Here is a 12,934-nt window from a genome sequence, read left to right as displayed (position 1 = left end):
CTCCTCACGTCAGCTGTGCGCGGCAAAGGAACGCTACTCCAGAACGGCCGATTCTGGTCAGAACCAAAGTAGCTTCTTCACCACCGCGAGGTTTCAGCTTGCGCCGCAAGGCATCCGGGTCTATGTCGAGACCGCGGACCAGGATCTCCAGCCGACCGATATCGTGTTTTTTCAGCAGTACACGAAGATTCTTCTCACTGTACGGTCCGTACTCGAACGCCCGGAACGCCCGGATTCCCGGTGGCGGTACGTCCCCGGTCAGGTACGCGATGCGTTCGTCGAGCTGCCACAAGCCATGCCGCGCCGCGTAATGCCGCACGAGTCCGGCCCGGACGACGGCGCCGTCGGGGTCGACGATCCATTCCCCCGGCTCACGCAGGGGAATCTCGTCGGGATCGGCGTCGGTGATCGTCCACTGTGCACCGTCCGAACGCAACACCGTCGCGCGGCGGGAAACCGTCGAGCCCACCCCGCGCCACAGGCACGCCTCGCGGACCTGGCCGTCCAAAGAGACCAGTTCGACCTCGTCCGCCCAGGGCGCGATGGAGAAATCCAGGCCAGGCGCGCATTTGACCGAAAGCTCGCGGCCCGCGTACGCCTCGACAAGACCGTCCAGCGGCGGCAGGAAATCGGCGGGCTTCCACGCCCGGCGCCCGGCGGAGTCGCGGCGGGCGGGATCGGCCACGACGACCGAAGACCGGCTGACCGGCCGCAACGCGTCGGCACGCGCCAAAACCGGCGAAACCCCGGCCTCGGAAGCGTTGTGGCGCGCCATCGCCAGGCGGACCTCGTCCAGATCCGAGCCCATCGCCCGGGAAGCGACCCGGGCGATCTCGATCAGGTCCGCGCCGACGGAACACGTCACGTCGTGGACGTCGCGGCCCGCCAGTCGCGACGCCCGGTGCAGGGCGACGAGGGTGGCGCTGGCCTGCTGAAGGGCGTCGCCGGTGAACAGCCACGAGTCCGCGGAGTCCAGTTTTGCCGACGACTTCCGCCGCAGCACCACCGTTTCCAGCACCGCGGCCGCGTGGTCCGGGGCGATCCGGCGGACGGCGGCGACGTCGGCGATGCGGGTCTTGTCGGTCAGCGGCAGGGACGAGCATTCGGCGAGCGCCGCGCTTCCCGCGCCGGAGCGCAGGAAGGCGACGTCGTCGAGGGTGAACGCGTAAGGCACCTAGGAACGCTTGGTGCCGGTGATCATCACGTTGTAGAACAGTTCGCGTGGCAGCACCTTCGCGAGCAGCTTCTTGTCCAAAGCGGACAGTCGCAGCCACAGCCGGTACGCGAACAGACGCCAGCGCAGGGTCAGTTTCTCCTGCGGCACGGCGGCTTCGAAGGTCCGGATCGGCCAGCCCGCGAGCGCGGCGGCGAACTCCTCGGTGACCGCGCGGACGTCCTGCGCGCCCGCGCCGCGGGCCATCGACTCGAGGTCGGACGGGTCGAAGGTGTGGATGTCGACCACGGCCTCCAGCGCGGCCGCGCGGGAGGACTCGTCGAGTTCCTCCTGCGGACGACGCCAGCCGTTGAGCACCGGGATCTTGGTCAGGTTCGTGGTGAGATACCACGTGATCTGGCCGAGTTTGCGCGCGTAGAAGTCGCCGACCTTCGTCGGCTCGCCCGCGAAGACGAACCGGCCGCCCGGCTTCAGCACCCGCAGCACCTCGGCGAACGCCGCGCGGACGTCCGGGATGTGGTGCAGCACAGCGTGCCCGACGACGAGGTCGAAACTGTTGTCCTCGTAAGGGATCCGCTCCGCGTCGGCGACCCGGCCGTCGACGTCGAGGCCGAGGTTCTCGGCGTTGCGCAGCGCGACCTGGACCATGCCGGGCGAGAGGTCGGTGACCGACCCCTTCTTGATCACCCCGCCCTGCATCAGGTTCAGGAGGAAGAAACCGGTGCCGCTGCCCAGTTCCATCGCGGTCGGGTACGGCTGGCCGTCTTCACCGGCGACGGCGTTGAACACGTCCGTCGCGTAGGTGATGCAGCGCTCGTCGTAGGAGATGGACCACTTCTCGTCGTAGGTCCCGGCTTCCCAGTCGTGGTAGAGCACGTTGGCGAGCTTGGGGTCGTCGAAGGCGGCCTTGACCTCTTCGGCGGTGGCGTGGGGGTTCGGCGCCGGGTCGTTCACCTGGGTCATCGTGCTTACTTCCCCTCGAAGGTGGCCTTGCCAGGGCCGTTTTCGATGAACGACTTCATGCCGTTGCGCTGGTCCTCGGTCGCCCACAGCGCGGCGAAGAGGTGGGATTCGAGCTTGAGACCGCTCGCGAGGTCGGTGTCGAGACCGCCGTCGATGGCGGCCTTCGCGGCACGAAGCGCGACAGCCGGGCCGTTCGCGAACTGCGAGGCCCACTTGTGCGCGGCGGCGTAGACGTCGTCCGGCGCCACGACCTCGTCGAGGATGCCCAGCGCCAGCGCCTCTTCGGCCTTCACGAAGCGGCCGGTGAACACGAGGTCCTTGGTCTTGCTCGGGCCGATGAGCCGCGCGAGGCGCTGCGTGCCGCCGGCGCCGGGGATGACGCCGAGCTGGATCTCCGGCTGGCCGACCTTGACGTTGTCGCCGGCGATCCGGCGGTCCGCGGTCAGCGCGAGTTCGAGCCCGCCGCCCAGCGCGTAGCCGGTGATGGCCGCGACGACCGGCTTCGGGATGTTCGCGATGGTGGCCAGCGACGCCGTCAGCGCCGCGCCGAACTTCGCGATCTCGGGGTAGGTGCGCTCGGCCATCTCCTTGATGTCCGCGCCGCCCGCGAAGGTCTTCTCGCCGCCGTAGAGGATCACCGCGCGCACGTCGTCGCGCTCGGACGCCTCACGGGCCGCTTCGGCCAGCTCGGCCTGCACCTGGTTGTTCAGCGCGTTGACCGGCGGGCGGTCCAGCCGGATCGTCCCGACCCCGCCTTCGACCTCGAGACTTACGAACTCTCCCACGCCGTCCTCCTTAACCGTCCAAGACAGATTGCAGGCTACCGGTCAGTACGACCCGTCAGCGGCGACGGGCGAAGAAGCGATCACCGGACCGTTCGAGCAGGAGATCCTGGTCGAACGTCTTGGACAGGTTTTCGCTGGTCACGACGTCGTCGACGAGACCGGACGCGACCGCGCGGCCGTCACGCAGCAGCAGCGCGTGGGTGAATCCCGGCGGGATTTCTTCCACGTGATGGGTGACGAGCACCATGGCCGGGGCCTCGGGATCGAGGGCCAGCTCGGACAGGCGGGCGACGAGGTCCTCGCGGCCGCCGAGGTCGAGTCCGGCGGCGGGCTCGTCGAGCAGCAGCATCTCCGGGTCGGTCATCAGCGAACGCGCGATCAGCGTCCGCTTGCGCTCGCCCTCCGACAGCGTGCCGAAGGTGCGTTCGGCCAGGTGCGGGATGCCGAGCGCGGCCAGCAGCTCGCGGGCGCGGTCGGTGTCGAGGCTGTCGTATTCCTCACGCCAGCGGCCGACGACGGCGTACCCGGCGCTCACCACGACGTCGAGGACGCGTTCCTCGGCGGGCACCCGCTGGGCGATCGCGGCCGAGGTGAACCCGATCCGCGGGCGCAGCTCGAAGATGTTGACCTTGCCGATCCGGTCGCCGAGCAGGTCGACCGTTCCCGAGGTCGGGTGGAGTTCGGCCGCGGCCAGCCGGAGCAGGGTGGTCTTGCCCGCGCCGTTCGGGCCGAGCACCACCCAGCGCTCGTCCAGTTCCACGGTCCAGTCGAGGTCGGCGAGGAGGTCGTTGCCTGTTCGGCGGACCCCGACACCGGTCATCCTCACCACGAGGTCGTCAAGTTCGCTGGGCTGGATCGGCTCGCTCACGCGCCCATTGTGTCCGGACACGCGCGCGGGTGTGCACCGGGCCGCCGGTCGGCGGAAAGCGGCAGGTCCAGGGAGTGAGACAGAGCTCTCCGGAATAACCGCCGCGGTGGCGCCTGTGGCAACATCGAAGACGTGATCAGGTCCGTGGCCGCCGCCTTCCCCGTCATCGGGGGTTCTTTCTGGCGCCGTCGCACCATCGACCTGCTCCTCGTCGCCTCGTCCGGGTGTACCACCGCGCGACACGGCTGATTTCCCGCTCTTGCCCGGCACCCCGAGTGCCGGGAAGACCCGTGTCGCGCCGCGTTCGGCCCTGCCCGCGAACCTTCACGAGGAGCCTCACCGTGACCACGTCCGTCTCGTCCCGCCAGGACTTCGAGATCCACCCGCAGCTGACCGATCCGCTGCTGCCCGAGCTGCTGCACCCCGAGCGCCTGCTCTGGACACCCCGGGAGCTGGCCGATCTGACCTCCACCGTCACCACCGAACTGACCGGGGGCCTGCGCGGCCTGCTGCGGTTCGACGAGGAGCGCCGATGGTGGGCGCGGCTCGCGCTGACCGACGGTGTCGAACTGTGGCTGCTGTCCTGGCTGCCCGGCCAGCAGACCAAACCGCACGACCACGGTGGCGCGTCCGGCTCGTTCACCGTGCTTCAGGGCGAGCTCGGCGAGGAGTACCGCTATCCCGGCGGCCCGATCCGGCGCCGCACGCACGTCGCCGGTGAGGGCATCGGCTTCGGCGCGGGGCGCGCGCACCAGGTGACCGGCATCGGCTCCGAGCCCGCCGCCAGCGTCCACGCCTACTCGCCGCCGCTGGTCGCGACCCGGGAGTACGGCTCCCTCACCGAAGTCCCCGCCGAGATCCCCTCGCTGGCCCCGATACTGGGCGCATGAGCGCGATCGACGACCTGCTGGCAGCCGCCCGGTCCGGACTGAACCGGGCGGAGCCCGAGCAGGCACAACGGCTGCAGCGCGACGGCGCCCTGATCGTGGACATCCGCCCGCACGTCAACCGGCTCGAAGAGGGTGAGATCCCGGGTTCGGTGGTCGTCGAGCGGATCCACCTCGAGTGGCGGCTCGCGCCGGACAGCGAATGGCGGCTGCCGGAGGTGAAACCGGACTCGACGGTGATCGTCGTGTGCAACGAGGGGTACTCGTCGAGCCTGGCCGCCGCCGATCTGCGGCGGCTCGGGCTGCCGGGCGCCACCGATCTCGAAGGCGGGTTCCGCGCCTGGCGTTCGGCGGGCCTGCCGGTCCGAGAGGGCGGCACCCCCGCGGTTCCCTAGCGGCGGACCGCCAGCCGGGCGATCGAGTCCGGTGAGAGCGGGAGCGCCGCGTGGATCCCGGTGCCCCGCGACGGCCTGGGGTTGACCAGGACGCCCGTCGCCACCTCACGCCTGGCGGCCGCGAGTACGACCTCGCGGCCGGTCCGGGGGCGGATCCGCGCCCAGCCGGCGCCGGTGAGCGCGCGGTACTCGGCCAGCAGGCGCTCGTCGGTGAAGACGCAGAGCCAGTCGCCGTGCGCGCCGAGCCGGGCCGGGACCGGCGCGCCTGCCTCGTCCGAGGGGCCCCACACCGTGCCGTCGAGGAACATCCGCATGACCGAGGGAACGGGATCGCGCAGACCGCCGTCGGTCTCCTCCCGCTCCGGGCGGACGTTCCCGGAGATCCACCGCGACGCGAGCCTGAAGTCCTCTCCGGTGAGGTCTTCCTGAAAACCGTCCAAGCTGTTCTTGACGGTCCCCAGGAAGTCGTAGAACCGGCGGGTGCAGGTCCGCTCGGAGACCGCCACCCGGCCGCGCCCGACCATGGTCCTGATCCGGCCGACCATGCCCGCGCCGCCGTTCACCGGATCCACGCCGAGGTTGTAGGCGGTCCAGACGATCTCGGGCATGAGCGGATCGGCGAACCGTTCGAGCACGCGGTTCAGCCGTAAAAGCACGATCTCGCGCACCCGGCCGGGTTCGGCGTCGTCGGCGACTCCCCAGATCGCCCGCAGTTCCGGCCCCAGCGCACGGCGCAACCCGTCCTGCTGGATCCCGGCCCGGGCGTGGACGTGGTGCAGCCGGTCCTTGGCCCTGCGCGATGTTTTCGTTTCCTTCGCCGAAGCCACCATTCCTCCGCGATTCAGGATCGGCCCGGCAAAGTGTATTTCACCTGCCTGTTCCGCATTGTTCGGCGGAAATCGAGAATCGACGGTTTCTTTTGTTCGGTACCGGCTTGACGAAGGCTTACGCGTGGACGACCCGGGCGAGTTCGGCCGGTGTGGCGAGCAGGCGGTGTTTCGGCAGCACCCGGACGGTGTAGCCGATCGAGCCCGGATGCGGCAGTTTCAGCCGCGCGGCGAACGCGCCGATCCCGTCACCGGACATCGGCACGGTGAGCGGCCCGGTCAGCTCGTCCCCGTCGCCCACCTTCCCGACGACGGCCTGAACGTCCACTTCGGACGGTTCGAGGCCGGCGAGGTCGATCCGGGCCCGGATGGTCACCTCGGTCCCGGTGACCAGCGGGGCGGCGTCCTCGACGAGCAGTTCGGTGTCGAAGATCCGCACCCGCGGCCAGGAGACGTCGAGTTTGGTCCGGTAGTCGGCCAGCGAAAGCGCGCCGCGATACCCGTCACCCGTCGCCTCCGCGACCATCCGCGAGGCGGGCAGGTAACCGGACTCGACGTACTCCCGCACCATCCGCGCGGCCTGCACGCGCGGCCCGAGTGTCTCCAGGGTGTGCCACACCATCGACAGCCAGCCGCCGGGCACACCGCCGGCGTCGCGATCGTAGAACAGCGGCGCGATCTGGTGGCCCAGCAGGTCGTAGAGCGCCGCTGCTTCCAGCTCGTCCCGGCGCAGCGGGTCGGTGACGCCGTCCGCGGTCGGGATCGCCCAGCCGTTGCTGCCGTCGTAGCACTCGTCCCACCAGCCGTCGCGGATGGACAGGTTGAGGCCGCCGTTGAGCGCGGACTTCATCCCCGAGGTCCCGCACGCCTCCAGTTGCCGCACCGGCGTGTTCAGCCAGACGTCGCAGCCGCGGTAGAGGTAGCGCGCCATGGACATGTCGTAGTCCGGCAGGAAGACGATGCGGCGCCGCACCTCGGGATCGTCGACGAACCGGACGATCTGCTGGATCAGCTGCTTGCCGCCCTCGTCGGCCGGATGCGACTTGCCCGCGACGACGAGCTGGATCGGCCGCCGCTCGTCGAGCAGCAGCGCGCGCAGGCGCTCCGGGTCGCGCAGCATCAGTGTCAGCCGTTTGTACGTCGGCACGCGGCGCGCGAAACCGACGGTCAGCACGTCCGGGTCGAAGACCGTGTCGGTCCACCCGAGTTCGAGCGCGGACGCGCCGCGCTGCATCCACGCGGCCCGCACCCGGCGCCGCACCTCGGCGACCAGTTTCTCCCGCAGTTCGCGCCGCAGCGCCCACAGCTGCTCGTCGCTGACGCCGTCCCGCAGCGGCTTCCCCTGCGCGCCGTCGAGACCGAGTTCCTCGTGATTGCGCCCGAGCAGCGCGCTCAGTTCGCGCGCCACCCACGTCGGGCCGTGGACGCCGTTGGTGACCGACGAGACGGGCACCTCGTCGAAGTCGAACCCCGGCCACAGCCGGGAGAACATCCTCCGCGACACCCGGCCGTGCAGCGCCGAGACGCCGTTCGCGCGCTGGGCGAGCCGCAAACCCATGTGCGCCATGTTGAACAGGCCGGGGTTGTCCTCCGCGCCGAGCGCGAGCACGCGGCGCGGGTCGACGTCCGGGACCAGCCTGCCGTCGGTGAAGTACCGCTGGACGAGGTCGACGGGGAACCGGTCGATACCCGCGCTGACCGGCGTGTGCGTGGTGAACACGGTGCCAGCGCGGACGGCGGGCAGCGCCTCGTCGAACGCCAGCCCGTCGGTCTGGATGATCTCGCGGGCGCGTTCCAGCCCGAGGAACCCGGCGTGACCTTCGTTGGTGTGGAACACCTTCGGCTGCGGGTGCCCGGTCAGCTCGCAGTACCGCCGCACGGCGCGGAAGCCGCCGATCCCGGACAGGATCTCCTGCCGGATGCGGTGGTCCGCGTCACCGCCGTAGAGCCTGTCGGTGACAGCGCGCAGATCCTCGTCGTTGGCTTCGGTGTCGGTGTCGAGCAGCAGCAGCGGGATCCGGCCGACGCGGGCCTTCCAGATCTGCGCGTGCAGGGTCCGCCCGGCGGGCATGGCGACGTCGACCACCACCGGTTCGCCGCCGTCGGTCAGCAGTTCCAGCGGGAAGGCGTTGGGATCGATCACCGGGTAGTGCTCGACCTGCCAGCCGTCGAGCGACAGCGCCTGCCGGAAGTACCCGGCGCGGTAGAGCAGCCCGACGCCGATCATCGGCACGCCGAGGTCCGACGCGGCCTTGAGGTGGTCCCCGGCGAGCACGCCGAGGCCGCCGGAGTAGTTCGGCAGCGCTTCGGTGACGCCGAACTCCATCGAGAAGTACGCGACGGCCGGCGGGAGATCGGCGTCTTCCTGCTTCTGGTACCAGCGCGGCTCGGCGAGATACCGGTCCAGGTCGGCGACCGCTTCGCGCGCGTGGGCGAGGAAGGCTTCGTCGACGGCCAGCTCGTCGAGCCTGGCAGGCGGCAGGGCGGTGAGCATCCGCAGCGGATCGCGGACCCGGTTGAACAGCTCCGCGTCCATCGACGCGAACAGGTCGCGGGTGGGCGGATGCCAGGTCCAGCGCAGATTCGTGGCGAGGTCACCGAGGCCGGAGAGCGACTCCGGCAGGCTCGCGCGGACGGTGAACCGGCGGACTGCTCTCATGAGGAGCGACCATATCGGGACCGCCCCCACCCCGCTCAAGACCCACTTCGGGGATTACCTGCACGCGGGCCATAAGCGCTGGGTAGGGTCCCTGCTTGCCGGTGTACGCGCGGCCCGGTCGGGGCCCTGACGACAAGCGAGTGAAGATGATCCAAGGGGGATTGCGGGGCTTTCGCCGCCCGGCTCTGATCGCGATCGTGGCGGTGATGGCTCTCGGGCTCAGCGCCTGCAACGACAAGGGCGGCACCGCCGGGGGCCAGCAGGGCAGCCAGCCGGGAGCCGGTGACATCGCCGGTCTGCCGGTCACCCACTTCGAGAGCGGGCTGAAGCCGGACGCCCCCAAGCCGGACCTGCAGGTCCGCAACGAGGACGGCTCCGAAGACGACCAGCTCGCCATCGCCGCGATCGCCGACGCGCAGACCTACTGGACCGAGGTCATGCCGCGCGACTTCGGCCAGCAGTACGAGCCGCTGAAGTCGCTGCTGTCCTACAGCGCGCGCTCCGACGACGAAGACACCAAGTGCGGCAGCGTCAAGGGCCTGGTCAACGCCTTCTACTGCCCGCCGGACGACTCGGTGGCGTGGGACCGCGGCGTGCTGCTGCCGATGCTGCGCGAGCGCTTCGGGAAGATGGCGAGCGCCGTCGTGCTCGCGCACGAACTCGGGCACGCCGTGCAGTACCGGCTCGGCGAGAAGGCCAACATCAAGAAGAACACCCCGTCGATCGTCAAGGAGCAGCAGGCCGACTGCTTCGCCGGCGGCTACTTCCGCTGGGTCGCCGAGGAGAAGAGCAAGTTCTACCGGCTCTCCACCTCCGAGGGCCTGAACCAGGTCATGGCGTCGCTGTTCCTGATCCGCGACCAGGCGGGCACCAGCGCGACGAAGCAGGGCGCGCACGGCACCGCGTTCGACCGCACGTACGCGTTCCAGGTCGGGTTCGAGAAGGGCCCGAAGGAATGCGCCGCGATGAACGAGGAGAACATCAAGGCGCGCATCACCGAGCGCCCGTTCGACAAGGGTGACAAGGGCAAGGGCGACTCGAAGCTCGACGCGGAGATCATCGGGATCCTGAAGAAGAGCCTCGACGACGCCTTCAAGGGCGCCGGTGTCCCGGGCCCGGAGATCACCGAGGACGGCAACGGCAGCTGCTCCGGCGGCCCCAGCACCCCGCCCGCGTCGTACTGCCCGTCGAACAACACGGTCAGCATCGACATGGCCAAGCTGCGCGAACTCGCCCAGCCGGTCGACCAGGAAGCCGAGTGGAAGAGCGGGCACAGCGAGGGCAAGGGCGACTTCGCCGCGTTCTCCGAAATCGCGTCCCGCTACGCGATGGGCATCCAGAAGGGTGTCGGCGCGTCGATCGACAACGCGAACGCGGGACTGCGCACCGCTTGCCTGGTCGGTGCGTGGGCGAAGGCCAGCTCGGTTCCCGGCGCGACGCTGCGGCTGTCCGCCGGTGACCTCGACGAGGCCATTTCGGACCTGCTGAGCCCGGAGAGCCTGGTCTCGGCCGACGTCAACGGCAAGCGCGTGGACAACGGTTTCGAGCGGATCGAGGCACTGCGGAAGGGCTACCTGGAGAGCTCGTCGGTGTGCTCGACCCAGTACGGCTGATCGGCCCGGTCACGACTCCCTGAAGTGCCATGAAAGGCCCCTTCATTGCAAATTTTGCAATGAAGGGGCCTTTCATAGCGTTGAGGGGGCCGCGCTCTCCCCAAACCCGCACCCTGCACCTCCCGCACCCGAGCCCTCCCGCACCCGAGCCCCGAGCCGGGCGTGTAGTTGGGGTGTGCGCCGAATGTGGCATTGGGGACGTTGAGTGTCCCCAATGCCACATTCGGGGCACCCGGGAGCCCCTTCACCCCGGCCCGGCACGCCGCCGCCCCAAGTACATGAAGGCCCCCTTCACAGCGTCTAGCGCAAGGAAGGGGGCCTTCATGTACTCAAGCTCAGTAGAGCGCGGTACCCAAGCTCAGTAGAGCGCGCTCGCCAGATCCCGCCGCGCCTTCATCACGCGCTCGTCCGCGGAGTCGAACAGCTCGAACAGCGCCACCAGGTGCTCCCGCGCCTTGTTGCGGTCGTCCCCCGCGGTCCGCCGCACGGCCGCGATCAGCCGCGCGAAGCCCGCCTCGGGCTGCTGCCCGGCGACTTCGAGGTCGGCGGCGGCGAGCTGGGCGTCGAGGTCGGCCGGGTCGGCGTCGGCCTTCGCGATCGCGTCCGGGCCCGCGGCCTCGGCGCGCGCGGTGAACTTCACCTGCGCGAGCGCGGTCTTGGCCTCCTCGTTCGCCGGCTCGACGTCGAGGATGCGCTCGTAGGCCGCCTGCGCCGCGGCGAAGTCACCGCGTTCGAAGGCCTCCTCGGCCTCGGTGAACCGCTCGTCCTCCGGCACCTCGACGCCGCCGCCGTTCTGTTCGGCGGCCTTGATGCCGGGCAGCCTGTCGCGCAGGGCGTCGAGCAGCGAACCGAGCCACTTGCGGATCTCGGGTTCGGGCAGCGCGCCCGAGAAGGCGTCGACCGGCTGGCCGCCGCCGATGGCGATGACAGTCGGGATCGACTGCGCGCCGAAGAGCTGCGCGATGCGCGGGTTGGCGTCGACGTCCACCTTCGCGAGCACCCAGGCGCCACCGGACTCGGCGGCCAGGCGTTCCAGCACCGGGCTGAGCTGCTTGCACGGCCCGCACCATTCGGCCCACAGGTCGACGACCACCAGTTGCTGGAGGGATCGCTCGACGACCTCGGTCTGGAACGTCGCTTCGGTGACGTCGATCACGGCGCCGCCCGTCGCGGGGCCGCCCGGTGCGGCACCGTCCGCGGCCGGGGCCCGCGGTGGGGCCGGAGGCTGTTTCTGGGGCGCCTCGGCACGCGCCTTGAGCGCGGAAAGGTCGACCGCGCCGGAAAGCGCGGCGGACAGGGCCGCCGTCTTCGATGCTGATCCGCGAGGGTGTGTCACGGTCCCCATCCTGGCACGCATCCCCGACCGTTTCACCGCATGCCCCCGCCTGCCCGCTTGGCAGGACGGTCCCCGTCCGGCAGGCTCGCTGCGAGGGGGTGATCGACATTCCGACACGCAGGACGGCCACGGTGGCCGTGGCCGTCGCCATCGCGGTCACGTGGGTGAGCGTCATCACGGTGCTGATCGCCCATCAACCCGATCCCGGTGTCGCCAGCCCGGGACAGCTGCGGGAGGGCCTCACCGCCGCGCTCAACGAGCACGACGCCGAGGCCCTCTCCGAGCTAATCGATTACCCGCCCGCCTCGGCGGACGACTTCGCGAAGTCCTATCTCGACGCGCTGGCGGGCCGCGGCGCCCACGACGTCACGGTGAAGTTCGCGCCGGACGATCTGGCGCCGACTTCGGCGACCGTCAGCGGGAAGCTCGGCGATGGCACCGCGTTCGGTTACCCGCTGGCCATCGCGGTCAAGGACAAGCTGTGGCTGGTGTCCTTCACCCCGCCGCTCCCCTAGCCGCCCAGGTGCTTCTCGACCCGCTCGACCTTCGCCGTCAGCTGACCTTCGTAACCCGGCCGGATGTCGGCCTTGAGCACCAGCCCGACCCGTGACGATCCCTCGCCCGCGGCCTCGACGGCGCGCTTGACGACGTCCATCACTTGATCCCAGCTCTCTCCTTCGATGTTGGTGAACATCGCGTTGGTCGAATTCGGCAGGCCGGACTCGCGCACCACTTTCACCGCGCGGGCGACGGCTTCGCTGACACCGCCGTCCTCCTCGGCCGCGGACGGGCTGACACTGAAAGCCACGATCATCTTCTGCTCCTCGTTCGGACACTTTTCCCACGGATAACACCCGGTCGCGCGCCATGGCACGGGTACCCGCTGGTAACTTCGAACGCCATGAGCCGTCCGTTGCCGTTCGACCCGATCGCCCGCGCGGCGCAGCTGTGGGAGGCCCGCATCGGGCCGTCCGAAACCATGGCCGCGGTGACCGGGATCATGCGCGTGCAGCAGATCATCCAGTCCGCCGTGGACGGCGCGCTCAAACCGCACGGGCTGACCTTCGCCCGGTACGAGGCGCTGGTCCTGCTGACCTTCGCCCGCGCGTCCCACCTGCCGATGCGCGTGATGGGCGAGCGGTTGCAGCTGCACCCGACGAGCGTCACCAACATCGTCGACAGGCTGGAAAAGGACGGTCTGGTCAAGCGCGTCCCGCATCCGACCGACCGCCGGACCACGCTGGTCGAGATCACCGACGAAGGCCGCGCACGCCGCGAAGAGGCCACGAAAGCGGTCACCGAGATCGACTTCGGGCTGACCGGGCTCACCGGCAAGCAGACCGAGCAGCTGACCGACCTGCTCACCAAGGTCCGCAAGGCCACCGGCGACTTCACCGAATAACCCCGCAAGTACGTGAAGGCCCCCT

The 12,934-nt window shown here is 69.9% G+C and carries 13 protein-coding genes; 5 read left to right on the top strand and 8 right to left on the bottom strand.

The window, feature by feature from the left end; translation table 11 throughout:
* Positions 1 to 4: 4 nt before the first annotated feature.
* Genes CFP71_RS20570 through CFP71_RS20555 form a run of 4 tightly spaced genes read right to left on the bottom strand, consistent with a single transcriptional unit; the run spans position 5 to position 3,790 of the window.
* Positions 5 to 1,174: a class I SAM-dependent methyltransferase gene (locus CFP71_RS20570; protein ID WP_093935496.1), complete on the bottom strand. Its 1,170-nt coding sequence runs from the start codon at positions 1,172 to 1,174 to the stop codon at positions 5 to 7.
* Positions 1,175 to 2,137 (bottom strand): class I SAM-dependent methyltransferase, encoded by a 963-nt coding sequence (locus CFP71_RS20565; RefSeq protein ID WP_093935495.1) that lies wholly within the window; start codon positions 2,135 to 2,137, stop codon positions 1,175 to 1,177.
* 5 nt (positions 2,138 to 2,142) lie between these two features.
* A complete protein-coding gene (locus tag CFP71_RS20560) occupies positions 2,143 to 2,922 on the bottom strand; it encodes an enoyl-CoA hydratase/isomerase family protein (protein WP_005167845.1) in 780 nt (259 codons plus the stop codon).
* A gap of 55 nt (positions 2,923 to 2,977) precedes the next feature.
* A complete protein-coding gene (locus CFP71_RS20555; protein WP_093935494.1) occupies positions 2,978 to 3,790 on the bottom strand; it encodes an ABC transporter ATP-binding protein in 813 nt (270 codons plus the stop codon).
* Between the two features lie 341 nt (positions 3,791 to 4,131).
* On the opposite strand from CFP71_RS20555, the gene CFP71_RS20550 reads away from it, so the two are divergent.
* Together CFP71_RS20550 and CFP71_RS20545 are read left to right on the top strand one after the other, a co-directional pair.
* On the top strand, positions 4,132 to 4,680 hold the full coding sequence (locus CFP71_RS20550) for a cysteine dioxygenase (RefSeq protein WP_093935493.1): 549 nt from the start codon (positions 4,132 to 4,134) through the stop codon (positions 4,678 to 4,680).
* Positions 4,677 to 5,072 (top strand): rhodanese-like domain-containing protein, encoded by a 396-nt coding sequence (locus CFP71_RS20545; protein ID WP_093935492.1) that lies wholly within the window; start codon positions 4,677 to 4,679, stop codon positions 5,070 to 5,072. Before CFP71_RS20550 ends, CFP71_RS20545 begins: the two co-directional genes overlap by 4 nt.
* Here the strand turns inward: CFP71_RS20545 and CFP71_RS20540 are convergent.
* Together CFP71_RS20540 and glgP are read right to left on the bottom strand one after the other, a co-directional pair.
* Positions 5,069 to 5,902 (bottom strand): hypothetical protein, encoded by an 834-nt coding sequence (locus tag CFP71_RS20540; protein ID WP_093935491.1) that lies wholly within the window; start codon positions 5,900 to 5,902, stop codon positions 5,069 to 5,071. The two genes, CFP71_RS20545 and CFP71_RS20540, sit on opposite strands and share 4 nt — an antisense overlap.
* A gap of 115 nt (positions 5,903 to 6,017) precedes the next feature.
* On the bottom strand, positions 6,018 to 8,558 hold the full coding sequence (glgP, locus tag CFP71_RS20535; protein ID WP_093935490.1) for an alpha-glucan family phosphorylase: 2,541 nt from the start codon (positions 8,556 to 8,558) through the stop codon (positions 6,018 to 6,020).
* A 146-nt stretch (positions 8,559 to 8,704) separates the two neighbouring features.
* Here glgP and CFP71_RS20530 point away from each other — a divergent pair, with 146 nt between their 5' ends.
* A complete protein-coding gene (locus CFP71_RS20530; RefSeq protein ID WP_378275668.1) occupies positions 8,705 to 10,171 on the top strand; it encodes a neutral zinc metallopeptidase in 1,467 nt (488 codons plus the stop codon).
* Positions 10,172 to 10,529: 358 nt separating this feature from the next.
* Here CFP71_RS20530 and CFP71_RS20525 read toward each other — a convergent pair whose 3' ends face one another.
* Positions 10,530 to 11,507, bottom strand: a complete 978-nt coding sequence (locus tag CFP71_RS20525; RefSeq protein ID WP_093935672.1) for a tetratricopeptide repeat protein — start codon at positions 11,505 to 11,507, stop codon at positions 10,530 to 10,532.
* Positions 11,508 to 11,605: 98 nt separating this feature from the next.
* Here CFP71_RS20525 and CFP71_RS20520 point away from each other — a divergent pair, with 98 nt between their 5' ends.
* A complete protein-coding gene (locus CFP71_RS20520) occupies positions 11,606 to 12,022 on the top strand; it encodes a hypothetical protein (RefSeq protein ID WP_093935488.1) in 417 nt (138 codons plus the stop codon).
* Here CFP71_RS20520 and CFP71_RS20515 read toward each other — a convergent pair.
* Positions 12,019 to 12,321 (bottom strand): thiamine-binding protein, encoded by a 303-nt coding sequence (locus tag CFP71_RS20515; protein WP_093935487.1) that lies wholly within the window; start codon positions 12,319 to 12,321, stop codon positions 12,019 to 12,021. The genes CFP71_RS20520 and CFP71_RS20515 overlap by 4 nt on opposite strands.
* A gap of 87 nt (positions 12,322 to 12,408) precedes the next feature.
* Between CFP71_RS20515 and CFP71_RS20510 the strand changes: the two genes are divergently transcribed.
* Complete coding sequence (locus CFP71_RS20510; RefSeq protein ID WP_037341773.1) at positions 12,409 to 12,909, top strand: MarR family winged helix-turn-helix transcriptional regulator; 501 nt, start codon at positions 12,409 to 12,411, stop codon at positions 12,907 to 12,909.
* Positions 12,910 to 12,934: the final 25 nt, after the last annotated feature.

This window comes from Amycolatopsis thailandensis, from assembly GCF_002234405.1.
Taxonomy (GTDB): domain Bacteria; phylum Actinomycetota; class Actinomycetes; order Mycobacteriales; family Pseudonocardiaceae; genus Amycolatopsis; species Amycolatopsis thailandensis.
This window is presented reverse-complemented; position numbering and strand designations above follow the sequence as displayed.

Excerpts from the sequence above, each read along its gene's own strand:
- CFP71_RS20545 (WP_093935492.1), top strand. The coding sequence starts at position 4,677 with ATGAGCGCGATCGACGACCTGCTGGCAGCCGCCCGGTCCGGACTGAAC.
- CFP71_RS20565 (WP_093935495.1), bottom strand. The coding sequence starts at position 2,137 with ATGACCCAGGTGAACGACCCGGCGCCGAACCCCCACGCCACCGCCGAA.
- glgP (WP_093935490.1), bottom strand. The coding sequence starts at position 8,558 with ATGAGAGCAGTCCGCCGGTTCACCGTCCGCGCGAGCCTGCCGGAGTCG.
- CFP71_RS20515 (WP_093935487.1), bottom strand. The coding sequence starts at position 12,321 with ATGATCGTGGCTTTCAGTGTCAGCCCGTCCGCGGCCGAGGAGGACGGC.
- CFP71_RS20530 (WP_378275668.1), top strand. The coding sequence starts at position 8,705 with ATGATCCAAGGGGGATTGCGGGGCTTTCGCCGCCCGGCTCTGATCGCG.
- CFP71_RS20540 (WP_093935491.1), bottom strand. The coding sequence starts at position 5,902 with ATGGTGGCTTCGGCGAAGGAAACGAAAACATCGCGCAGGGCCAAGGAC.
- CFP71_RS20510 (WP_037341773.1), top strand. The coding sequence starts at position 12,409 with ATGAGCCGTCCGTTGCCGTTCGACCCGATCGCCCGCGCGGCGCAGCTG.